The sequence below is a fragment of the Kaistella yananensis genome (assembly GCF_026107505.2).
In the GTDB taxonomy this organism is placed as follows: domain Bacteria; phylum Bacteroidota; class Bacteroidia; order Flavobacteriales; family Weeksellaceae; genus Kaistella; species Kaistella yananensis.
This window is the reverse complement of the sequence record NZ_JAPCHZ010000001.1, coordinates 1-24,720: the sequence shown is the minus strand read 5'-3', so window position 1 is coordinate 24,720 and position 24,720 is coordinate 1. Positions and strand designations below refer to the sequence as shown.

The window sequence follows — 24,720 nt, the reverse complement described above, 5'->3', positions numbered from 1 at the left end:
TCTTACTTTTGCATCAGGAAAATTTTCCGGCAGAACCCTCATTGCCAAAACCCAATCTATGAACGCACTGAAAACCCTGAATCCATATTTCTGGAAACACCGCATCCTGCTGTTTTGGGGATTCCTGTTTATTATCGCCAGTAATTTCTTCAGCATTTATAAAGTACAGTTTGTCGGGAAATCTGTAGACCAGATTGCGCAGACTACCAACCTTGGATTTAACCGCCAGGTTTTGATTTATGTTGGAATTATCGTGGTATCATCCATACTTACAGGATTCTTCACTTTTATGATGAGGCAAACCATTATTGTAGCTTCAAGAAAAATTGAATATGAACTTAAAAATAAAATTTACAACCATTACCAGGAACTTTCTTTAACGGATTTCAAAAAAACCACAACGGGCGACCTAATGAACAGGCTGAGTGAAGACGTTGTGGCGGTAAGAATGTATCTCGGACCCGGAGTGATGTACATCGTGAACCTCCTGATCCTGCTCATCATTACCAGCATCTACATGCTGAAAACAGATGTTTCCATGACGGTTTGGTCGCTGATTCCGCTACCGATTCTATCCTACGTAATTTATAAAGTAAGTTCCATCATCAACAAAAAATCGAAAATAATGCAGAAAAGCCAGTCTGCAATTTCAACTTTTGTTCAGGATAGTTTTTCCGGAATACGCGTGGTGAAATTCTTTGCGCGGGAAAAGTATATTGAAAAAAATTACGGCATAAAAGTTAAAGATTATCAGGACAAAGCTCTGGATCTGGCAAAAACGGAAGCTTATTTCTTTACGATTATCCTTTTCGTGATCGGTTTGCTGAATGTAGTCATTCTTTTGATTGGCGGACAAAAGTACATGAACAACGAGCTTTCTGTAGGTAAAATCGCAGATTTTTTTATGTATATCAACATTCTTATCTGGCCTTTTTCTATGGTAGGCTGGGTTACTTCTGTAAATCAGCGGGCAGATGCATCGATGGCGAGGATTAATGAGTTTCTCGACATGAAAAGCGACATCATCAATATCAACTATGATAATTATCCCATTAAAGGCGATATTGAATTCAGAAATGTTTCTTACGTTTATCCGAATACGGGAATTAAAGCTTTAGACAATCTAAGTTTTACCATCGAAGCCGGAAAATCACTGGCCATTATGGGAAAAACAGGCAGTGGAAAATCTACAGTCGCCCTTTTGCTTTGCCGATTGATAGATCCTACAGAAGGTGAAATATTAATTGACGGAAAAAACCTGAAAGAGCACAATCTCGAAAATTACCGCAGACATATCGGCTATATTCCTCAGGAAAGCTTCCTGTTTTCGGATACTATCGAACAAAATATTGGTTTCGCAATCGATAATCCTACTTTAAAAAAGGTTGAAGAATATGCGAAAAAGGCTGATGTTCACAAAAATATTGTAGAATTTAAAGACCAGTATAAAACCATGGTAGGCGAGCGCGGCGTGATGCTTTCTGGCGGTCAAAAACAGCGGATCTGTATTGCAAGGGCTTTAATTAAAGAACCTAAAATCCTGATTTTCGATGATTCCCTGTCGGCGTTAGATACCGAAACCGAAGAAAACATCCTTCAGAATATTGAAAACGAAATCCAAAAAAGCAGTTCGATCATCATTACCCACCGCGAAAGCAGTGCAAAACGCGCAGATAAAATCCTGAATCTCACCAAAGTAGAAAATTCCGCTTCGGCATAAAATGCGGATTTGTCACCAATAAGTCATTTTTGTTAACAAAAAACAAATAATTATTTTGCAATTAAAAGAAATCTTTTATATTTGTTACACAAGATTTCAAAAAATAGCTACAAATGAGTGATTACAAGGAACGCCACGAAAATGAAATTTTCACAAAGGTGTTGAAAGCTGGCAGAAGAACATATTTCTTTGATGTGCGCGAGACTAAAGCGGGAGATTATTATCTTACGATTACCGAAAGCAAGAAAAACTTTGGTGAAAACGGAGAAGCTACCTTCGAAAAACATAAAATCTATCTCTACAAAGAAGATTTCAAGAGTTTTGAAGACATGTTTAAGGAATCTACAGATTTCATCATCAGCCAAAAAGGCGAAGATGTAATTTCTGAAAGACATGACAAGGACTTTAAAAGTCGCTCATTTACAATAGAATCTGACGACGAAGTTTAATAAAACAAAGGCATTCATTTATGGATGTCTTTTTATTTTATGTCTAAATGTATTCCTGCAGGTGAAATTACGCGGAATGAATTGCATAAAAATAAAGAAAACGCACTGAAAATCAATGCGTTTTAAAGTGGGTGAATGATGGGTCTCGAACCCACGACCTCCGGAACCACAATCCGGCGCTCTAACCAACTGAGCTACAATCACCGTTTGAGGTTGCAAATATAAAGCTTTTCGAGAAATTACAAAATTATTCCGTCAAAATTTTTGAAAGCAAGTAACTTTTCTGTCGTAAAACCTTCCGCGAACTCAACGCCAGAGAGTCTTCCCAGGTCCTGTGCTCTATAGGTGAGGCTTTCCAGAAAGTCTTTTGTAGCTATCGGCGTCATCGGTTCTTTAGAATCCGGATCGTAAAACTGGGTTTTATAAGCCAGACACGCTTCGATTTTCTTTTCCATAAAATTTGAAATATCAATTACAAAATCCGGCGTAATATTTTTCCACTGAATATAATGGAATACCTGTTTCGGGCGCCATTGCTTTTGATGCTCTCCATCAAGCTCAGTTTCGATCTTCACTAAACCAGAAAGAAAACACGCATCAGAAACCAGTTTCGCAGCTTTTGCATGGTCCGGATGCCGATCGTCTACCGCATTGGCAAGCACGATTTCGGGTTGGTATTTACGGATCATTTTCACGATCTGTATTTGATATTCTTCTGAATTGAGGATAAAACCATCCTTCATTTTTAGATTTTCACGGGCAGAAATACCCAAAATTTCCGAGGCCGAAGCGGCTTCCTGTGCTCTTGTTACATTCGTGCCGCGGGTCCCCAGTTCGCCTTGGGTTAAATCAACAATAGCTACCTTTTTTCCTTCCGAAATCATTTTCGCCAAAGTTCCGCCACAACCCAGTTCTGCATCGTCCGGATGGGCGCCTATTGCAAGAATATCTACTTTCATTTTGATTATTTTTTTTAATATTTCAGAACTGCCTCCTGATATTGATAAATCGTTGTTAGAAACTGCGCGTAAGACTGCTCGAGTCTCGTAATATCACCCGACTTCAAATTAATGCCCGCATTTCCATAAGGATTTGAATTCACAGAAAAAGCTGAAAACTGAAAAAACTGCACCGGCTGATTTTCCTGTGCGCCAAGCTTAACCGAAGAGCCTAAAAGCTTTCGGGTAGACACGGTGTAAATTTCACCAGGAGTGAGCTGAATCTTTGTGTAAGTTCTCGGCTCAAAACTGATCTTATCGTTATTTATGGCGATGGTCTGCTTTTTATACGGCGACGCGATGAGATAAATGATATTGTCTTCTCTTGGAAACTGTTCGGGCGACACATAATAAAGATTAAGCCTGTAATGGGCCGAGTCAAATTTCTGTATTCCCCCTTCGACAGACTCGAAAGGTAGGTAAGAAAATGCGTTGGCACCAATTTCCTTGGCTTTTTTATATACCATCCCGAATACTTTCACATCGTCATCAGAAAAGCCCTGTACTTCGATTTCGCCGAGATATTCCGCATTCACAGCTTCCGGATTTATTTTATACAGAAATTTATCCGCGTTGGAATGCGTCTTCTCAACTTTATTGAGGATTACATTTTGAGCCATGAAAAAATGACCCACCAAAATCATATATAAAACGAATATTTTTCTCATTTCTGTAAAGTTTCAATACAATCTTGCAGGGAATTCTCCCAATGGTTCAACTGAATGTTATAGATGTTTTCAATTTTATCCAAAGACATTGTGCTTCGTTTCGGGCGTTTCGCCGGTGTGGGAAAGTCTTCTGTTGTAATGGCATTAAGTTTAATGTTCGAACCTGAAAATTCTGCAATCTTCTGGGCGAATTCAAACCACGTTGTTTCAGGATAATTCGAAAAATGGAAAATCCCGTAGGTTTTCGGTTCGGCTTCGATGATTTTCATGATGGCTTCTGCCAAATCATTAGCATTGGTTGGCTGGCCAAACTGGTCGGAAACGATTCCCAACTCGTCTTTCTGAGAAAAAAGATTCAACATCGTTTTCACAAAATTTTTGTTGAATTCCGAATACAGCCACGAGGTACGGATTACAATAGTTTTAGGGTTAAGGTCCGTCGCCAATTCTTCTCCTTTCAGTTTTGATGCACCGTAAACTCCCTGTGGATTGGTGAAATTGTCTTCGGAATAAGATATATTGGTTTCGCCATCGAAAACATAATCCGTAGAAACATGAATCAAGACACAATTATATTCTTCACAGGCCTCCGCAAGATTTGCTACGCCTTCTGCATTTACAGCAAAGGCTTTTTCCGGTTCTTTCTCTGCCAAATCTACTGCGGTATAGGCAGATGCATTAATGCAGAAATGAGGTTTAAAATCGTAAAAGACATCAGAAACACTGTCCCGGTCGGTAATATTGAGGGTTTGAGAATCTGTAAAGTTAAATTTGTATTGGTTTTCGAAATCGGGAGCAATTTTCCGAATACAGTTTCCTAACTGCCCACTGGCTCCAACGATTAATATTCTTTTTGTCATTTCGCGGCGGATTTATTCAGTTTTCTAAAATAGGAGACTCTGCTCTGAAAATCTTTCTCCTCTAAATTTACCAAAAATTTAAGGAAGAGGTCTTTTGTTTCTTCCGGCTGCGATTCGGACCGGCGGGTTTTCATATTGAAATAAATTACCGTAAGCCACAGCACGCTGTGAATGGTGTTACCGTCTTCACTTTTCATCAGGATTTCAACTTTCGACAGACGGTCTCCCAGTTCGATTGTTTTACTGGAAATCTGCACTTTGGCATTGTAACGCACTTCTTTAAGGTAGGCAATCTCGTTCTGTACCGTAATCCAGGTGCAGCCCGTTTGCCGGGTATAGCCTTCGTAGGTAAATCCGTAACCGCTTTCAACATGATCTTCTCTGGCGTTGAGCATGTATTCGAGGTATTTTACATTATTGAGGTGACCAATCGGATCACAGTCGCTAAACCGGACTTTCTCTACCGATGAAATTTCTTTTTCCATTTTACAAAATTAAAAAAACCATCCTGAATTCTCGGGATGGTTTAGGTTTTAGAAAGGGTTTATTAAAGACCTAATTCTTTTTTCACTAACGGAGTTGCGTCCGGACCACCTTTATAGATTAAAGCTGTAGAATCGATGATGAAATCGAAACCGTTCGCTTTTGCTACTTTCGCTACTGCATTGTTCAGTTTGTCGATGATAGGTTTTACCGCTGCATCTCTTCTCTGAGCTAAATCGTTTTGTGCAGTTTGTTGAAGCTGCTGAAGGTTTTGCTGTTTTTTCTGTAATTCTCCTTCTTTAGCAGTTCTCTGAGCTTCGGTCAATTTTGCACCATCAGCTTGGTATTGTTGTACTTCTTTTTGAAAAGCTTCTGCCTGTTTCTGCAGTTCATCACCTTTAGTTTTGCTGAAAGTATCTAAATCTGTGGTCATTTTCTTAGTTTCGGGCATTGCTGCCAATACAGCTTCGTAATCCATAGATGCAACTTTCTGAGCGTTAACTGCTCCGGATGTTACCAACATCATTACTGCTGCAAATAATACACTTAATTTTTTCATAATTGGGGTTGAATAATTTATTGTTGTTTAAATTTATTTTTTTCTTCGCGACTGCGTGTTTGAATTGGAATCGGTTTTATCCTGCATCAGTCTTAATTTTTCCTGTTTGGCATCTTCTTCAGAGATTCCTCTCCTGTTTGGGGTTGAAGTATTTTTATTTACTGAATTTTTCAGTAACAAATCTAATACTTTATCTGTATAATCGTACCGTTTTTCGAGGAAAATTACACTTATGTTATTGCTTTTATCAAGAACTATGCCCAAACTGTTTTTCTCTGATACAGTACGGATTGCGTTCCATATCTGATCCTGAAAAGGTTTGGTGAGGTTTGATCTTGCATTGTTAATTTCGCCCAGCGTACCGAAACGGTTATTGATCATGCTTTTAATCTTCTTATCAAGATCATCAACTTCTTTTTGGCGCTGTTTCAGCTGCTCACCTACCAAAAGTACCCTTTCGTTCTCCAGCAGTAATTTCTTTTTATCAAAATCAGACTGAAGGTTCTGTATTTCAGTCTGCCAGCTTGCGATCTGCTCATTCAGCCTGTCCTGTGCTTCTTTGTACTGAGGCATTTTGCTGAGGATATAATCGGTATCAACAACACCAATTTTCTGTGCATTTAAAGCACCCGAAAAAATGAAGAACAGTAAGGCAAATAATTTGATGTGTTTCATTTCTATTGTCTTTATAATGATTGATTCATCAGGAAGTGTGTTTTCCATCCTGCTGGTTCTGTACCTATAAGCGTCTTATCGAAACCATAAGCAAAATCAAATCCGATAAGTCCAAATGCTCCCATGTATACCCTTACTCCTACTCCGGCAGAACGTTTCAGCTGGAAAGGGTTATAAGTTCCAAACGAGTTCCAGGCATTACCACCTTCAAGGAAACTCAGCGCATAAATTTTTGCAGTTTGGTTCATTGAAATCGGATATCTGAGTTCGAGCGCAAATCTGTTGTAAACTGTTGCTCCTCCGTAAGGGGTTACATCTTCTAATGTTCCGCCTGTTGAAGAGGCATTTTCATAACCACGTAAGGGCACAAGTTCGCGGCCATCATACCTTCCTCCGAACAAACCAGTTCCACCAACATAGAATCTTTCGAATGGCGGCGCACCCAATTCTTTGTTATAACCATTCAGAAAGCCCATTTCTGCAGTGCTTCTAAGAACGAGTTTTCCGACTACGGTATTGTAAACATCGGCTTTCATTTTTACTTTATAGAATTCGAGCCATTTGTATTTTTCTACATTACTCATGGCAGCATAATTCTTATCGCTGAAGAGCGAGTAAGGCGGCGTAAACTTAACAGACGCCTCCAGGTTGGAGCCCTGAGTTGGGAAAATCGGATCTAATCCTGCAGACATTCTGCTTAAGCCAACATTAAAACTGAAGTTTTTGGCAGAACCATTATATTCGGTTTCGTTACCAAACTGGAACGGATAATTGCTGAAATCATAGCTCTGGTACTGGATTCCGGTATAAAGTGAGAAATAATCATCCGGCCATCTCAGGAGTCTGTTTAATCCTGCACTTGCAGAGAAAATATTGAGTTTCTGGGTTTCTCCAAACTGATCAGAATATCTTACCAAAGACTGATTTACACTTACAGAAAGTGCCGTAGGTCGGGTTCCGAACAGCCATGGCTCTGTGAAAGAAATTCCGTAATTCTGGAAGTACTGCCCCGCTTGTGCCTGGATTGAAAGTGTTTGTCCGTCACCCTGTGGAACCGGTTTGAAATCTTTAAATTTCAGGAAATTTCTCAAAGAGAAGTTATTGAACGTAAGTCCTAAAGTCCCGATGAACGAGCCACCGCCGTAACCGGCCTGCAGCTGAACCTGAGACGAACCTTTTTCAACAAGCGTCCAGTGAATATCTACGGTATTATCCTGTTGATTCGGAACAATATTTTGCCCAACCTGCTGAGGATCGAAAAACTGCATCCCCGCTAAATCGAAATAGGTTCTTTTAATATCGCTTTTTGCAAATAAACTTCCCGGTTTTGTTCTTAGTGAACGCAGAATTACGTGGTCATGAGTCGTGGTATTTCCACTCCAGGTTACGCGGTTCCAGGTTGCTTTTTCACCTTCGTTGATCCGGATTTCCAGATTAATGGAGTCGCCTGCCACCGATTTCTCGATGGGCGTAACGTTAGAGAAAAGATAACCGTTGTTCATATAAATCGACTTGATGTCGGAATCATCTTCTTTCCCGCCATCTTCGCCCACTTTTTTGTTGAAACCCACAGCGTCGTAGATGTCGCCGGTTTTATATCCCAGAACCTTCTGTAGATAATCGGTTGAAAATGCGGTATTCCCAAGGAAATTGATATCGCCGATGTAATATTTTTTCCCTTCGTTCAGTTTTACGTTGATTTCGAAATCGTTTTTAGGATTTCTCCATACGGAATCTGAGACAATTTTTGCATCGCGGAAACCAAGGGAACGGTAATAATTGATCAGGTTGTCTTTATCTGCCTCGTATTTTTCTTCAATGAATTTTGATGGCTTTAAAATTCCCTGAATACCGAATCTTTTCTGCTTGGTGTCTTTGAAACCTTTTTTACGCAACTTATTGTCGGATACATTTTCGTTTCCTTCAAACTCGATGTGGCTTATTTTCACTTTTTTACCGCGTTCAACATTAATCGTCCAGTCCACCAATTCGGGATCCTGTGCGTTTACTTTGTCTTCGATGGTTACTCTGGCGTCTGCATAGCCTTTTTTAATATATTCTTTAGGAATATTTGTTTTGAGGTTCGAAACTAAATTCTGGGTGATTTTGGTTCCGGGTTTCAGGTTATTGTCTTTTGCGAGTTTTTCACTTTTCGATTTACCGATTCCTTTTCCTGTAAATTTCACTTCTCCCAAATCCTTAAGATCCTGAAGGTTGAAACGGAGGACAATCTGGTCACCGTCAATACTTTGAATATAGACCTCAACTTCTGAGAAAGATTGGGTTTCCCAAAGTTTTTTGATGGCATTACTGATTTTCTGCCCAGGAATTTCCACGCTTTCATTTTTATTAAGACCGGTAAATCTTAAAATCTGTGCGGGGGTATATTTTTTTACGCCATCTACCACAATGTCTTTTAGGATGTAGGTTCCTGTTTCGTTCTGTGCGTACACCGGGTTATTGTCCTGCGGCGTCTGCTCGGGAGTTATCTGACCATAGAAATGTGCCGAAGCCACAAACATGATGATGGGTAAGAATTTAAACTTCATTTTTTATCTTGCTAACTTTTCTTTTATATGTTTTCGTTGAGCTGTTCGCTTGTTTTTCCGAATCTTCTCTCTTTGTTCTGGTAATTGTAAATGCATTTAAAGAAATCTTCTTTCCCGAAATCCGGCCACAGAATATCCAGAAACTGCAGTTCGGCATAGGCAATCTGCCACAGCAGGAAATTACTTATCCGTACCTCGCCGCTAGTTCTGATTAATAAATCTACAGGGGGGAAATCTTTGGTATATAAATGATCTTCAAATACTTTTTCGTTGATTTCTTCTTCTGTAAGTTCACCACTTTTTACCTTGCTGCTGATTTTTTTAACAGCACTTAGAATCTCATGCTGCGAACCGTAACTTAAAGCCAGAATTAAATTTCCTTTTGTATTGTTTTTTGTAATATCAACCAAATGCTGCATGTGTTCGCGTACCTCTGCGGGCAGTTTTTCAGTATCGCCAATAATATGCATCCGTAGTCCTTTACTGAAAATTTCTTCGGCTTCTAAAATAATTGTTTCAGAAATCAAACTCATCAGGGTATCTACCTCATCCTCCGGACGGTTCCAGTTTTCTGATGAAAAAGTATAAAGGGTAAGGTAAGGAATATGAATTTCGTTGCAGGCGTTTACTGCTTCCCGCACGGCTTTAATGGCATGTTTATGACCAAAAGTTCTCTTTTCTCCACGGGATTTTGCCCATCTCCCATTGCCATCCATAATAATGGCGACATGCTGGGGAAGCTGATCCTGATTTATTTTATCTTTAAACGACTGCATTATTTTACTCTCCACAATAACAAGGGGGTCTGCCAAACGAATAGGTAAGTCCTACAGATATGGTATTTACCCAGTCTTTTGAATTGATATTTCCAATTTCACGGTTCTTCAGAAATTCTGCCGCTCTTTCTTCGGCTATCTGAAGATAAGGACTTTCTTGCAACAGGGATTTTGTAGATCCTGGCGCCAGAATATCTTTATTATAGGTAACCCTCAGGTCTTTATCATCAACCACACTATAGTCGATTGAATCTGAGAACGTTGGCCTGAACATGAACTCTCCGAAAAGCGCCCAGTTATAATTAAACTTATATTTCAGTCCTACGCCGAACGGGATTGCCATGGTGAGGCTATTACCGGATTGATAGGTAGGATTAGTTTCGAAATCTGTACTGCTGGTAGGTGCTATTGCATTTCCGCCTGCATCACGTCTGAAATCATTTACAAGAGAAACCCTAGTAGAATTCGCTAGCATCCCCCCGATTCCGCCGAAGATGTAAGGACTCGCAAGGCTTTTCTGCTCGTCGTTTACCGGGAAAAAATTATATTCAAAGATTAAATCAGCTTCCATAATGGAGTTGGTGCCCCACAGATTTCTGTTTCTTCGATACTGCTCTTTGGCCACGGCATCTATAAATTGAATATGGCTGTACCCAATGTTTAATCTTACCGTTTGGTAAGGGTTAAAATTCATGCGGTACAAAATTCCTCCATAAAACGGGATTCCATAATCAGCAATATTGCTGAGTACAGGTTTCTGCAGTATATAATTGGTTTTACCAATGTCTCCAACCAAGTTACTCATACCTAACTGCACCCCTATTTCGTGTCGTTGCCCTTTATAGAACCCCACCATTAATATAATCGCAAAAAAGGAATAAATCAGTTTGTTGTGCATGAATAGCCGGTCATCAATTTTCATAAATAATTTTGCAAATATAAAACAATTTTACATTAAGGAAATTCTTAATTTTTAGTTAAATAACCTCAAAAAAGCATAATTTATAGGAGTAAAACGACAATTAAAAGGTTTTATGATTTCTTTACCTTAATTCTCACTACTGCAGAGATTGAGGGGCTAACTTCTACCGAACAGTTTTCTCAATTTATTTCTTACTTTAATGAGCGTAGGTTCCTGATAGTTTTTGTCTTCATCGAAATAACCATAACCGTAACCGTAGCCATATCCGTAACCATAACCATAACCCTGCTGGTGCTGGTAATCATTATAAACCAATCCTAAATTCTGCACTTCCTGATTCTGGTATTTCTCGGTAATCATCTTAAGCATATACTTTTCGGTATACTCGTGCCGCACAACATAAATGCTGGCGTCAGCGTATTTCATCAGTTCAAAAGGGTCTGCAACCAAGCCAACTGGCGGCGAATCGATGACGATATAATCATAAATTTCTTTCAGATCCTGAATGAATTCTACATTCCGTTCACTCATCAGTAACTCCGACGGATTCGGCGGAATAGGTCCTGAAGTTGCCACATGAAGGTTGGGAATTTTTGTTTGGTTGATGATTTTATCCATTTCTACCTCACCGGTAAGATAGTTTGAGATGCCGTATTTGTTATCGATTTTAAAATCACCGAAAATCTTCGGCTTTCTTAAATCCATCCCCAATAGAATGGTTTTCTTCCCGCTCAAACCTAAAACAGAGGCAATGTTGATCGAAATATAGGTTTTACCCTCGCCTCCTACCGAAGAAGTAAGCAAAATAACCTTTGATTTATTGTCTTCCTTGTGCAAAAACCTAAGGTTTGCCCTTATTCCCCGGAAAGCTTCAGATATTGATGAACGCGGCTGCTCCAGCACCGTAAGATTATTATCGTGGGTATTTTTACCGATAACTCCCAGAAGCGGAATTCGGGTTGCCTGCAGCAATTCCTTAATGTTTCTTATTCTGTTATCCAGCGCTTCAGAAATGCCAATAATCAGTAACGGCAACAGAAGCAGGCCTCCAATGATGGAATATTTTGTTCTTTGCACGTCGGGAGCAATGGGACCCTGCCCAAGATTTTTTGCAGGATCGATTACGGTGATGTCCGATTTATTGGTAGCAACCCTGATCTGTGTTTCGTTCTGTTTAGCAAGCAAAGTGTTATAGGTGGCTTCGATCATGTTATAACCGCGCTCTGCATCGAGATATTTTCTTTCTTTTTCGGGATACGCTACTAAGTCCACACTTTCGTCCGCTATTTGGCGGTCGATTTTAGCAATTTCGTTAAGATAAGTATTGTAATAATTTCTAATCGAACCGGTTGAATTTCCTCTTGCCTCATTAATCAATCTGTTGATTTCCCGCATAGGCTCAGAATTTGGTGTATAAATGAGCGCTAGTTCGCGTCTTTTCAAATATAAAGCCTTCAGTTCTGAGACGGTGGCACTGAAGATCCCGTCTTCAATTCCGGCGGCATTCATGCTGATCATACGGTCCAGATTCTGTGAAGCAAGCGTATTCCGGATATTGTTTAAGGAATTAATACGTGTGAGCAATTCGGCTTTTTTACTTTCAAGATCTTTAATCCGTTCAAGCGCTTTCTCATCGCGGTCTTTGATATCATATAAACCTTCGCTTACCTTCATATGGTTCAGCACCTGCGCACTGGAATCTAACTTTTTACGGATTTTCGAGAGATTATCAAAAAGGTAACTTTCGGTATTTTTATCTACCGTATTTCTGTCGATGAGTCTTTTTTTCTGAAGTTCATCTACAGAAGTATTCAGGAAATTTACTGTACCATTAAGGTTGTAGCCACTTTTGGAAATAATCATGATGGTATTGATTTCCTTATCGAAATCTACCCCGATGGTTGAAACCAGGTCATTAACCGTTTGATTGACTGTAGAAAGCGTAAGCAGAATGTTGTCGAGCTTAATTGGTGTGGGCTGCGGATTCTTTACGAGTTTGAATTTCAGATTAGGTGAAACATACCATTCATTTAGAGAAATTACTTTATTTGCCGGTCTTGGGTAAGGTGACACGGTGTTGAAACTTTCCGTAACATACGAATAAAGCGAAGTAGATTCGCCTTCTTCGGGTAAAATTACCTCATATCGGTCGCCACCTTTCGGTATCAGCGTTATGGTATAATTCACCTGCTGCTTATGGTTTTTATCAACTTCCAGAAAAACCGGCGAATCATATTTATCAAGATAAGTCTGCTTTATTAATCCTTTGGTGGAATAATTAATGAAAAGATCGAGTTGCTTTACCAGATATTCATTGTGGGAACGGGAAAGAAGCATCTTTTTAAGATAAATCCCATCCTGGTTTCCGTTTTGTCCCCAAATAAAGTTAATCGACTGATTAGGAGTAAAATAACTGGCGGTATTATTTGAAATACTAAGTGACAGATTTGAAGCATAAATGCGCTGTGCGTAATATTTGCTGTACACCCAAGAAATGGCGTAACCCAAGGCTGCCATCAGTGCAAACCAATACCAGTTTCTTATTAATCTTCGGATAAAATGCTCTACATCGAAAAAGGCGAATGAGCCAACTTTTTCGGTTTGTGAAGATGTAGATTTACCTGTGTTTTCTTTGCCGGGAATCATTAGAGTCGTGTTAAGATTAAGTAAATCGACAATGCTGTAGTTAGCACCGAAACTCCGGTAGTTAGCGTCTGAATAGGATCTTTACCTAAACCGTTAAGATTTTTGGATCGGGTGGTGAGGAAGATTTCGTCGCCGTTTTGTACCCAGTAATATGGAGAATTCATTACATCTTCTCGGGTAAGATCTATTCTTGCGATTTTGATTCCTTCGGGTAGCTTTCTGTGGATCTTAATATTGGTGCGGTCTACAGTTCTGTTGAGCCCACCATTGATTGAAAGTGCTTCGGTTATGGTTAAGGTATTTTTATGTACTTTTTTTTCACCGCTGATTTCGATAGTTTCTACATCGCCTAAAATATAATAGGTAATTCCATCGGTATTTAGGCGGACTTCTGATTTGCCGTCAACAAAATTTTCGTTTACGCGGTTCTGGATTTCCTGGGTGATGTCTTCTATCGTTCGGCCTTCCGCTTTTACAAAACCAATTCCCATAATATTGATGTCTCCTTTAGAATCTACTTTCAAACCGTTAAAGTAAAAATTTGAGTTTCCGCCCTGGCCTATACCTGCTCCCATGCCAATGGGTGAAGATCCTGAAACTGCATTTGTAGCCGCTGGTGGAGGGGCATTTAATGTTGAATAAAACTGTGCAGCATCACCTTTTGGGGTGGTAACAATGTTAAGGTTCAGCATATCATTTTTGGTGACGCGGTAGACCGGAATATTATAGGGAACCAAACCTTCTTCGTTGATGACCAGACTTTCGTTTGGCTGCATATAGCGCACATCTTTGGTCGAGATGCAGGATGAGAGCAAAAAGGTAAAAAGTAGAAAAAGACCGGCTTTATGGGGTTTCATCATTTTCAAATGTAGTTTTTACAAAAATAACAATATTTATACAGGTTTTCTTAATAATAAGATAAGTTTCGGAAGATATGCGCCTATAAAGCCTAAGATTACAATAATAAGCAGCAATACATTCACATTAATATGGCGGTAGAAATAGGCCACGCTCACAATAAAAAGATAATACATCAGGATATAAGCGGTAGATCTTCTGTGAGTTAATCCCAATTTCAGCAACGAATGGTGTATATGGTTTTTATCTGCTACCAATGGCGATTTCCCATTGCATATTCTTATCATAAAAACATTTAAGGTATCAATAATTGGAAGAATAAGGATCGCCATTGCAATAGCAGGAGCCGACTGCAGATAATATCTTGGAATTTCCGGAAGCTTTTTGTCAATAAAAATATCAATAAAACAAATGGCGGTAAATGCCAGGAGAAAACCCAAAATCATTGAGCCGGTATCTCCCATGAAAATCTTATTGTTTCTGTAATTTGAAAGATTGAAGTATAAAAACCCGATTACAGAACCGATAATAACCCCCGAAAGCACAACCAAAGGATAATTGTATTCGCCAAGCCGGTAATAACTGATACCGAACATTGCGCTACAGAGAATTGAATAACCACCTGCCAGCCCATCTATTCCATCGATTAAATTGAAGGCATTTATCAGGACAATAAAAGTGAAAATACTCATTGCGACGCTGAAAAAATAATTCAGTTCATAGATTCCGAAAAGTCCGAAAAAGCTTCTGATCCGAACATCAGAACCTATCACCATTAGCGAGGTCACAACAATCTGCGCGAAGAGTTTTTTGTAAGCCCGCATCACCACAATATCATCCATCACTCCGATATAGAGCAAGATAACCAACGAAGCAAACAGAAATTTGTACAATTCGAACAACTCAAAAGCGAAAATCGATGCACACACCGCAAGCGAGTAAAACATTGAGATCCCGCCAAGATTCGGGATTTTTCTCAGATGCGAACTTCGTGCACCCGGCTCATCCATTAAATTTTTCCGTCTCGAAATCTTTACCACCGTGGGAATGGTATAAAAAGTAAGGAGAAAAGAACAAAGCATTCCCAATCCTAATTTTACATAGAATTGCGGTATTCCGAACTGAGCGAGTAAATCTTTAATTATATCCATGCGTTATTACCAAAGTGCGTTTTGATATCTTTCGGTTGTAAATCCGCCGCGATGCGCATTGCCGCTGCCAAAATAAAAAAACATCGCTACAAAATACATCATAAATCCCAAATAAAGCATCTGCCTCTCTCTCCCTTTCACCGCGTACACTAAGTTACTCAGACAAAACATCGTAACAAAAAACATATAAGCACCCGGAAGCCGTACGGCAAAAATTTCATTAGACCTGAAGAAATAAAACAGCGCCATCCCAAACACTGCAAGATTCCGCATGTATTCGTACCACCAAACCTCCTCGCAACCTTTCTTATCGTACCTAATTAAAATTGCAATAAAAATAATCTTTACCAAGTCATTCAATCCTGTTTCTACCTCAGTGCCGTAATAGCGGTCGTCCATATAACCGGTGTAAGCTCCTGAAATATCCTGTGGCGCAATAGAGCCGAAGAAATCACTACCCAAACGATACAGTTCAAAGGGTGAAGACAGCAGCGCAATGACCAAAACCCAAAAAATACGGGTACTGTTCATCGGGATTTTTACAATCCAATACGCCGGTAGAAATACAATTGCCGTTTTATGAAATCCCAACGCAATGTAAATACAGAGCAGAAACATAAATAAATTCCGTTCCTTAATGAATTTAAAAGAGGCCACGCATACCGCAATTCCTAATCCCTGCCGCATTTGTCCCGAATCCTCAAAGAACATAATCGGCATGAAATAAAAAAGCATTGCGATCGTAGGAAATGCCACATTTTTGTAAATAGCCGTAAATTTCAGCGAAACCGCAATTACCGCCATAATTAAAGTGACGATGTAAAACGGAAGACCAAAATCGAAAACAAGTTTGTTGATAAGTACAAAAATCCATTCGATTTCTTCGGAATTTGGCCGGAAAAGCGCTTTATCCAGCACATCTCCATAGGTTGTGTAGATTGCAAAGCCAGAAAAAAGCATTTTGTACACCGGGTAATCGGCGCCTACATTGATCCGGAAACCTATCGCAATAATGATAAGAATTGCAGTAACCCACACAAAAATGCTCTGTTTTTTCTCTAACCTGAATATTTCCCAGTAACTCGCAAAAGCAAGAAAAAGGAAAATCAGGATAAAAACAGGATGAAGGATGGGCATAAAGGACTTGTGTTTTATACCAATTTCTGCAGCAGTTTCTCCTGCCCCATGAAATACAGCAAATAATAAATTTTTTTCTTCAGAGGCAAATATAGCAGATAATTTCTTCCAAACCGCTGATACGAAAAGATTTCGAAGGTTGAAATGTTATTTTTTTGAATGAAAATCTTCAGTTCCTGAGACATTTTCTGATAAGTTTCTCCATCTTTAACAAAAGCAAGATAGGCGAGATAAGTATAAATCCCTTCAAGAATTTTAAAGTTCTTAAGCTCCTTTTCATGTTGAGAATACCGCGAATTTGCAAAAGCTGCTGCCACATCGTCAACCGCCCGAAGAATGTCAAGTCCTTTTTCAGTATGGGTTTTGGTAATGGAATCTTCGCGCTCAAGATATTGATAATGATAATTTTGTGTTTGCGAGATCACCTTACAATTGAGTAAAAGTTGCGGAATGAGCTGTATATCTTCGAAATGTATATTTTTCTTAAATCTTTTATCAGCAAATAATTCTTTCCGAAAGATTTTGTTGCAAGCAAAATATGATATGTCTGAGAAGACTGAAAAATGATTTTCCAGCACCATCATTTCGGGCATATTTGGAATTTGGGTAAGTTTCTGTTTTACAGTTCCGGCTTCATCTACTTTCTGCAGATTACAGATTACCATTTCGGCGCTGTGTTTTTTTCCAAGATGATACATTTCATCGAACATCTTTGCCGAAACCTCATCATCACTGTCAACAAAACCTATAAACTCACCTTGCGCACGATCTAGACCAAAATTTCGGGCATCGCTTAATCCGCCGTTTTCTTTAATGAAAGATTTAATTTTTGAAGGAAACTTTTCTTTAAACTCATCAATAATCTGTTGGGATCCATCCTTACTTCCGTCATTAATTACTAAAATTTCAATTTCCTGTAAAGTCTGATTAACCAAAGAATTCAAACATTTTCTAAGGTATCTTTCAACGTTATAAACAGGAACAATGACTGAAACTTTAATCATACAACTCTTCTATTTTCTCAGATGATACAGGTGATAATCCTGACCAATAGGCCTGATGCTGTAAATCCAGCGCAAAATTGCCGGGGCGTTCCGGTGAATTTCTGCAATTGGATAACTTTTTACAAACTGATAATGAGAGTCAAAATAAATATCGTCTGAAGCCGTCATTTTATAATAACTTTTTTCATCGCCAGGTTTATAAATGATGGTCACAATATAATCTGGACGAAACTCTTTAACTGAATTCATCCACCAGTGATTTTCGTCCTTCTGTATCTGAGCGGTAATTTTTTTATTGACCAAACCTACCTCATCGTACGTATAGAGATCCGTATAAAACGGAATTTTTCCGGCAGGTTCCAGAAGAATTGATTGGTCGATACCATGACTTTCGGTTTGAATATCCCTTGCAATCTGCATTCTCTGGGTCTCTTCCATATAGCCAATTGCCCAGGACTGCAGAATCTGGAAACCATAAAGACCAAGACAGCATATAAAAACCGCAGGTACTAAAAACTTTCGCCTCACCGGAACATATAAAAGCACATAATATAACACGATGATAAACAGAAAAACCCTTGGCAACCAATAATACCAGTCGAAGTACGCGCGCATAAAAGCAAAAACCGTTATTTTCAATAATGCAAACGCAAGCATCGCAAGCAAAATAACTTTAATGGAAAACTGGGTTTGGGTTTTATCCTTAATAATCTGTTTTACAGCGTAAGCAAGTGCAGCCAGAAAACCCATAAAGATTAAAAACGTAAACAGAGAATATTTTTTGATCAGCCCGCCGTAATATGCCCATTGGTAAAGCAAAAATTCTAAGCTGTTATTTCGGGTTAAATTTTTATAGGCAATTTTTTTAGCACTAATGGTGTGATTAACAAACTCTCCGAAATAAATAACGTTGAAAGAAACCACACTCACAACACCAATAATACCTCCTAAAATAAAAACCAGGTTAAGCTTTTTTCTAATGATTACATCTGCAATGAAAAAGACGCCGAGAAAAATCACGGTATCAATTCTCGTCCAGAGCAGCAACACCGGAAAAATAAGATATGCCCAGTTTTTACCTTTCCGAATTCCAAAATAAATAAGTCCGCTGTAGAGAAAAAACAGGATTCCGTATTCCATACCAAGACACGAAGCCGTGAGTGCCGGCGGAACAATATTTAGAAGAATTACGAATAGCCCACGGTTTATAACATCCTTACGGAACAGCACTTTCCCAAGCCAAAAAGAACCGATTCCAAAAAGAATACAGTTGAAAATGAGTAGCGGATAGATAAAATAATCTCCGAAATTCAACTGAAAAAAAGTAGACACCAAAACATAAAGATGCGTGGTGGACGCCGAAAGCCTTTCTTCCCCGTTAAATCCTACAACCCCGTAATTCAGCAGGTTTTTTGCGACCCGCCAGGTAATAAACGAATCCTCCTGAATGTGATTTGTAAAAAATACAGGTATTTTGATGAGCACCGTGAGCAGGACCAGCAAAAAAGGATTGGAGAAAATACGGGGTAAAGATTTACTCATAATCGTAATTAAGGTGATAACGGTTGTAGCGCGCATACATTTGGCTGATGTATGGATGGTGTTTTTCCTCGATAAACCAAAAAATATGAAGCCGCTTATATCCCTGGGATTTCAGAAACTCTACCAGTTTAGGAGATTTTTCAGCCCAAAGTTCGATAACAAAAAGTGGTTTATGGGTTTTTACAAACTCTTGCATACCTTCTATAACCTGTTCTTCGTAACCCTCAACATCCACTTTTACAATACAGAAGTCGCTGATATCAAAATCTTTATAAAGATCATCAAACCGAAGAATCTGTACCGCATCTTTGTTATCGCCGTTTTTTTCTGTGACCGAGGCTTCGCCGAGTTCCAAACTATTGAAATAAATAGTACTGTTTCCAGTTTTATTACCCAGTCCTGCATTGAAAATGCGAACATTACCGTTTGTATGATTAACTTTTAAATTATTTTCCAGGGCCTGAAAATTGGTTTTCAAAGGCTCGAAAGAAATCACCTGCCATCCCTGTTTTGCCATTAGTGTACTGAACCGGCCAATATGTGCGCCTACATCGATAAAAGTTCCTTTTTCACCATTCAGGAATTCCGTAAGAAATTGGGTAAGATCGGGTTCATAACTTTCGAGTGTGGCCCAAAAATCAATCGTGTCGGGGCGCGTTTCTAAAGTTACATTCTGGTACTTGAACTGAGCTTTCGGAAATTTGATGAAAACAGGAAGATTCAGATTCTTGGAAATATAATGATTATAAAAAGCCGCCAGAAAAAGTCTGCGGCTTCTGCGGTCGCCCACAAACTGGTTTTTGATGCTTTTTACCGTTTTTTTTAAGTGTTCTCTTCTAGTCATATAATTTTTGTTACCTGAATCGCATTTTTAGAATTTCAAAAAACATCAGTTTTTCAGGAAACGGCTGTTTAATTGTCCGCGTTTTGCCTCTTCATATTCCAGTCTCGAACATGGAATAAGATTTTCGGGCTTTTCATCATCGCCAAAATACCATAATCCGGAAAAACTGTCGCGCTGAAAGGCGTACTGGTCATCATCAATCATTACCCAAAATGTTTCGTACTGCCTTTCTTTCGGGTGCGAATGCTGAATATTGATCCCTTCAATCAAATGCCAGATCATCTGTGCCAAAAGCTGATGATTTATAAAAGTTTCGGATTGGGCGTTGAAGTTGAAAATCCCTACCGATTTCAGATTTTCGCTTAACCCGATTTCTTTCATATAGGCACAAATCTCGCGTCTGTTCAATCCGTTCACCTGCGGATTTACCGAGAACCCATCGCCCATACTTTCCACCGCATCGCAGTTTACGGTTACCAAATCGGCGCGCCGGAAAAAAGGTTCCGTTTTTTCGGTTGAATTCATCATTTCAGCGAGGCGAACCACATCAAACTCGACTTCTTTCATCAGCTTTACCGAATCGGTTTCGTTTAGATGCTTCTGATAACCGAGATGATGATAATTTTTAATGGTGAAATTCTTTGAACTCAAAATTCTGGAAAGAAAATTCTTCTCCGTGATTTCTTCGCCTTCATTTGAGAGCGAGATAATATTCGAGATCTGAGTATAATTAAGGTTTTTCTGATGAAAATTAAGGGCAGAAAAAAGTGAAAATGCCAAATCGTTGCTGCCGCCAATAATCACCGGAACAGCATTTTTGTAATGACACATCGAAAGCAATTCCTGTAGAACATAATGAGTGTCCTGATAAGTGCGCCCGGAAATTAAATCGCCCAAATCACAAACCGGAATTTCGAAATCGAGTTTCGAAAGTCGGTAAAGCTCACGTCTCACCGTTTTGAAATCGAGAATTTCGGCTTCCCCATTCTTAATCCCGCGGTAATCTGAACAGAAAATGAGGACTATTCCGTTTTCCTGAATTTCCTGAGAAACAGCATGGCCAAGTTGCCATTTTTCGGTATTGATTTTTCTTGGCGGAATAATGATGTCTTCAATGTTCATTTGGAAAATATAGGTTTTAGGCTCAACAAAAGTAACAAAAAAAGCACAACCTCGGGATTGTGCTTTTGGTTATTCATGATCCAGTTACTGTTTTATCATTTTCTTACTGATTGCAGAACCGTCTTTCATGATAATTTTAATTACATAGATGCCATTCTGCATCTTTTGAGCAGATACTTTCTGGTCATTAATTTTTCCTTTCAGCATAAGCTTACCGCTGAAATCATAGATCTCAAAACTCACAGCGTCATCATTCTCAACATAAAATTCGTCTTTGAAAGGATTAGGATAAACCTTCACCTCTTTGTTCTGAGGCTGCGAAATAATGGTTTGATTATTTTGAGTATTGAGGGTCTGGCTGTTTCGCTCCACCGCAACTCCCAGAAGTCTTTTATCATCTTTAGCACATCTCACACTCATGCCTGCCTGAGGGTAAACTCCGGTTCCAGACTGCATTTTATTACCTTCAAACTGCATTGCCAAAGCAAAACCTGTATTCATATCTGCCAATGCTGCTGTCCACACACCGGTTCTTTCCAGGGTCACCGAATTTCCTCCGAATTCCCCTCTTATGCCGTCTTTTGGGAAATTCCCGATATTGAACGAAGGGTTTTCGAATTTCCAGCCGTTATTAGCAGTTGCAGTACCTTTATAGAAACTAGCTATATCGTGCCATTGGTCCTGAATTACCCCCGGTTTGCCGTAAGCATCTACATTATAGCTGTTATACCAGGGCGAATTGCCTTTGGAACCTGTGTAAAGATGAGTAAAAGAAACATCGGGAACACGCCATCCGTCCGGACATGGATCGAAAGGCGATTTCTTGTCGGCATGTCCCCAGCGGTCCTCGGCTTTGCCACGATCATTCGAAACCCAGTCTTTTACTTTGTTCAAATCATTTGCATAATGGTTTCCACCGTTGTATATCTCGCCACTTCCTCTGTGATAAAGAAATTTGAGAGGATTCTGTACAGAATATTTAATATTGTCTCTTACTTTATCTCCAATATTAGCGCTTGAAGAACCGTACACTTCGTAAGAATCTGTGTAATCGTACTGGTATTCTTTACCATTGAGTTCAGTATAATCAATAGGTTCGCCTTTTAGAGTTAAGTATGGCCAGAAGACTTGTAAACCTTTTACCTGAAGATATAAAGTCTCATTTCTCACCGTAGAAAAAGATGGGATAGGATCTTTTCTTCCCCACTGATAATGCAGCCCGTTTGCCATACCGGAATTGATGTCGCTACTTTCTGCACCCAGGTTTCTGTCCATAAAAACTGTTTTTAATGGCGGCAGTTTGCTTACGGTAGGATTCACAAAATTATAATTTACAGGGATGGTAGATTCTGTAATGTACGTCACCGCATTTACCGTGGGATCTTCTTTAGTTGCCCAGATATGCCAACTCCAAAGCGCTGGATTATCTTTATTATTATTGTGAAGGGAGACTACCGCATTTCCGGTTTCAGATGGATTAAGTTTAAGGACGATCATCGATAAGCGCGCATCCTTAGGATGCAACTCAAGTTCAATATCCTGAATTAACGCGGTATTGGTTGTCCACAGGATATTAGCAGTTAAATTGTCATAATCCGGCATTTCCTGATCAGACAGCACTTGATTGTACACAGCGAACGCTTTGCTTACAGGAATTTTTAATTCTTCCTGATTTACCACAACGTAAGAGTTGGGATTATTTAAACCTTCAGTAAAAATTTCTTTGGTATGCGTAAAATATTGTGTTGCAAAGTCACCAATTTTTGAAATGTTCGGATCTCTCATGCATTTTACCGGATTTCCTGATTTTGTAGGATTGGTCTCATTATTAAAAATTGCATGAAGCCCCACACTCGTGTTAGTCCTGAAAGGGTCTGAAACCATTGAAAAAACCCTGGCACCATCGTACGCATAAGTTGCACTCCAGAGTGCGCCGTTTGCGCTTTCATCCTGAAAAGTAATTCCTACAGGAGCATTCGGTGCGGCAGCATTAGGGTAATAGACATAACCCCCGGAGACCGGTAGTATGCCTAAATTTCTTGCTCCGCCCTGTGCGTTGGTAAAATCCATTCCCAACCCTGGGTATACTTTAATGCCCTGCAGATTCGGATTTGCAGAATCAGGAAAAAGTTGGCGGTTTGCTACTACTGCATCATCGTTATTCCAGTCCCGTTTTCCAAAAAAAGCCAAATTATTGTTCTGGGTTTCCCTGCCGTAATACGAGGGAACCCGCCATCCGTTGGGACAAGGATCCAACTCAGATTTCAGTTCGTAGGAACGGCTTTCTTTCTTCAACGCCGCGTTGGAGCTGTTGCCGTTGCTGTTTCCGCCTTTGGCGTTATCCGACCATAAATCCCAGGTTACATAATTAGGACTTACACCTGGAACTTTGTATCTGCTACTCGAAAACCAGTTTCCGGTACCATCTGTATTTATAATATAGGTAATGGGATTGTTTACAGAATATTTAATATTTTTTTCAATTTCATTAAAAGGCCGTACCTGAACGGGAATGGTATTTACAGGATCGATCTGGCGATGTCTTAAAACCCCAACTTCGCCTGAGATTTCGTAGAAGTGGGCATCTTTGTACACCAACGGTGGAAACGGATCCTTTCGCCCCCACTCGTACATTAAACCCGAAGATTTCTGCCATTCATGATCAAGAAAACTTTTTGAAACCGCGCCCAGATTCCTGTCCATATATTCAACATTAATCAGGTTGCCATCGATATCGGTCTCGGTTCCCTGGGAGTAGGTTACTCCGTTCTCAGGATTATCGGTGACCCAAATGTGCCAGCTCCAGTAAATGGTTCCGTCAACTTTAAAGGCTATTACTGCATTTCCCTTGCCTTTGCCTTTATTGATTCCGACTTTGATTTTCGAGTCTGCGGGAGTTGATTCCGGTAGAATATTCACTTCAGTAACGAGCCCCGGAACATCTTCCCAATAAACAGATGCAGACTGAATGCCCGCGGGAATAGGTGTAGCCGTACCATTGGTTTTTAAATATTCGTATTTCGCCCACATTTCATAGGCTTTTTTCACGGGAATTTCAATGCCACCGTAATTTTTAGAATGGGCTAATTCTAAATCGTAAATATAACTGTTGGGAGCTTTTGCATAATTCGCTGTTTGAGAATATGCTGTAGTTGCTATAAAGCAAGAAACTAACAGATGAAGTTTTTTCATTGATAAAAAAATATTACAAAGATTTACTTGTAAATTTTTTTAACATCGTTTGTGTGTTTTTCCTTAAATCATTATGTATTTTTTTCCTAAATTCATCTGTGCGGAGGCAAATATATAAATATATCTGATATTTAAACTAAAATTTTTCATTTTTAACCACATGTGATTAAATATTTTTTTTAGTTACAAACCATTATGTCTTAGGTAAAAAACCTGCTGCAGACTGTTTGGTTACGATTATAAGCCGATGAAAATTTTTAACATCTGTAAAGAACACCGCATCATTCATTCAATCTCTTAATAAATTACGATCAATATCAGGAAAACTCTTTTCCTGTAATGGATAAAAAAAACCTGATAAATTTAATTAGTCGTTCCTTAACAAAACCCACTATTTAATTTATTTTTAAAAACAGGATTAGAAAACATCATAATTTGTATCTTATAAAATAAGAAAATAATTTTCTGTTTCAGTAGTTCCATCATTTTCTTCATGTTCCAAGCGGTTGCAGCTAGTAATGCATTGATTTGTGGTCCCGTTTCTCCCATGAAGTAATTTTTTGCC

At 39.2% G+C, this 24,720-nt stretch carries 21 protein-coding genes and 1 tRNA gene; 2 read left to right on the top strand and 20 right to left on the bottom strand.

Annotated elements, in window-relative coordinates:
- Positions 1-58: 58 nt before the first annotated feature.
- Together OK344_RS00110 and OK344_RS00105 are read left to right on the top strand one after the other, a co-directional pair.
- Entirely contained in the window at positions 59-1,720 is a 1,662-nt protein-coding gene (locus tag OK344_RS00110) for an ABC transporter ATP-binding protein (RefSeq protein WP_265142885.1), read from the top strand.
- Between the two features lie 113 nt (positions 1,721-1,833).
- Positions 1,834-2,169: a DUF3276 family protein gene (locus OK344_RS00105; RefSeq protein WP_088468170.1), complete on the top strand. Its 336-nt coding sequence runs from the start codon at positions 1,834-1,836 to the stop codon at positions 2,167-2,169.
- Positions 2,170-2,298: 129 nt separating this feature from the next.
- Here OK344_RS00105 and OK344_RS00100 read toward each other — a convergent pair.
- From OK344_RS00100 to OK344_RS00005, 20 genes are all read right to left on the bottom strand, one after another.
- Positions 2,299-2,374: transfer RNA gene (locus OK344_RS00100), tRNA-His, on the bottom strand.
- A 34-nt stretch (positions 2,375-2,408) separates the two neighbouring features.
- Complete coding sequence (gene bshB1 / locus OK344_RS00095; protein ID WP_265142884.1) at positions 2,409-3,128, bottom strand: bacillithiol biosynthesis deacetylase BshB1; 720 nt, start codon at positions 3,126-3,128, stop codon at positions 2,409-2,411.
- Positions 3,129-3,142: 14 nt separating this feature from the next.
- Complete coding sequence (locus tag OK344_RS00090) at positions 3,143-3,835, bottom strand: hypothetical protein (protein ID WP_265142883.1); 693 nt, start codon at positions 3,833-3,835, stop codon at positions 3,143-3,145.
- Positions 3,832-4,695 carry a dTDP-4-dehydrorhamnose reductase gene (rfbD, locus tag OK344_RS00085; RefSeq protein WP_265142882.1) on the bottom strand — a complete coding sequence of 288 codons (864 nt, stop codon included), beginning with the start codon at positions 4,693-4,695 and terminating at the stop codon, positions 3,832-3,834. The genes OK344_RS00090 and rfbD overlap by 4 nt, the downstream gene beginning before the upstream one ends.
- Entirely contained in the window at positions 4,692-5,180 is a 489-nt protein-coding gene (locus OK344_RS00080) for an acyl-CoA thioesterase (RefSeq protein WP_265142881.1), read from the bottom strand. The genes rfbD and OK344_RS00080 overlap by 4 nt, the downstream gene beginning before the upstream one ends.
- A gap of 62 nt (positions 5,181-5,242) precedes the next feature.
- Positions 5,243-5,737 carry an OmpH/Skp family outer membrane protein gene (locus OK344_RS00075; protein WP_265142880.1) on the bottom strand — a complete coding sequence of 165 codons (495 nt, stop codon included), beginning with the start codon at positions 5,735-5,737 and terminating at the stop codon, positions 5,243-5,245.
- Positions 5,738-5,770: 33 nt separating this feature from the next.
- Positions 5,771-6,412 carry an OmpH/Skp family outer membrane protein gene (locus OK344_RS00070; RefSeq protein ID WP_265142879.1) on the bottom strand — a complete coding sequence of 214 codons (642 nt, stop codon included), beginning with the start codon at positions 6,410-6,412 and terminating at the stop codon, positions 5,771-5,773.
- Between the two features lie 11 nt (positions 6,413-6,423).
- Complete coding sequence (bamA, locus tag OK344_RS00065) at positions 6,424-8,961, bottom strand: outer membrane protein assembly factor BamA (RefSeq protein ID WP_265142878.1); 2,538 nt, start codon at positions 8,959-8,961, stop codon at positions 6,424-6,426.
- Between the two features lie 23 nt (positions 8,962-8,984).
- The gene (gene uppS, locus OK344_RS00060) at positions 8,985-9,737 is read right to left on the bottom strand and encodes an undecaprenyl pyrophosphate synthase (protein ID WP_088468177.1); all 753 of its coding nucleotides are present in this window, start codon (positions 9,735-9,737) and stop codon (positions 8,985-8,987) included.
- Positions 9,738-9,741: 4 nt separating this feature from the next.
- A complete protein-coding gene (gene porG, locus OK344_RS00055; RefSeq protein WP_265142877.1) occupies positions 9,742-10,659 on the bottom strand; it encodes a type IX secretion system protein PorG in 918 nt (305 codons plus the stop codon).
- Positions 10,660-10,815: 156 nt separating this feature from the next.
- Positions 10,816-13,305, bottom strand: a complete 2,490-nt coding sequence (locus OK344_RS00050; protein ID WP_265142876.1) for an exopolysaccharide transport family protein — start codon at positions 13,303-13,305, stop codon at positions 10,816-10,818.
- Positions 13,305-14,165: a polysaccharide biosynthesis/export family protein gene (locus tag OK344_RS00045; protein WP_088468179.1), complete on the bottom strand. Its 861-nt coding sequence runs from the start codon at positions 14,163-14,165 to the stop codon at positions 13,305-13,307. Before OK344_RS00045 ends, OK344_RS00050 begins: the two co-directional genes overlap by 1 nt.
- A 33-nt stretch (positions 14,166-14,198) precedes the next feature.
- Positions 14,199-15,314 carry a glycosyltransferase family 4 protein gene (locus OK344_RS00040; RefSeq protein WP_088468180.1) on the bottom strand — a complete coding sequence of 372 codons (1,116 nt, stop codon included), beginning with the start codon at positions 15,312-15,314 and terminating at the stop codon, positions 14,199-14,201.
- A 6-nt stretch (positions 15,315-15,320) separates the two neighbouring features.
- Entirely contained in the window at positions 15,321-16,451 is a 1,131-nt protein-coding gene (locus tag OK344_RS00035; RefSeq protein WP_265142873.1) for an EpsG family protein, read from the bottom strand.
- Positions 16,452-16,465: 14 nt separating this feature from the next.
- Positions 16,466-17,455, bottom strand: coding sequence for a glycosyltransferase family 2 protein (locus OK344_RS00030; RefSeq protein ID WP_265142872.1), 990 nt, complete (start codon positions 17,453-17,455; stop codon positions 16,466-16,468).
- Between the two features lie 9 nt (positions 17,456-17,464).
- A complete protein-coding gene (locus tag OK344_RS00025; RefSeq protein WP_265142871.1) occupies positions 17,465-18,997 on the bottom strand; it encodes a DUF8728 domain-containing protein in 1,533 nt (510 codons plus the stop codon).
- Positions 18,990-19,841 (bottom strand): FkbM family methyltransferase, encoded by an 852-nt coding sequence (locus tag OK344_RS00020; protein ID WP_265142870.1) that lies wholly within the window; start codon positions 19,839-19,841, stop codon positions 18,990-18,992. Before OK344_RS00020 ends, OK344_RS00025 begins: the two co-directional genes overlap by 8 nt.
- 45 nt (positions 19,842-19,886) lie before the next feature.
- Positions 19,887-20,963: a formimidoylglutamase gene (locus OK344_RS00015; RefSeq protein WP_265142869.1), complete on the bottom strand. Its 1,077-nt coding sequence runs from the start codon at positions 20,961-20,963 to the stop codon at positions 19,887-19,889.
- A gap of 84 nt (positions 20,964-21,047) precedes the next feature.
- The gene (locus OK344_RS00010) at positions 21,048-24,155 is read right to left on the bottom strand and encodes a T9SS type A sorting domain-containing protein (protein WP_265142868.1); all 3,108 of its coding nucleotides are present in this window, start codon (positions 24,153-24,155) and stop codon (positions 21,048-21,050) included.
- 378 nt (positions 24,156-24,533) lie between these two features.
- Positions 24,534-24,720: hypothetical protein (locus OK344_RS00005; RefSeq protein WP_407936691.1), on the bottom strand; the 187-nt coding region annotated here is incomplete at its 5' end.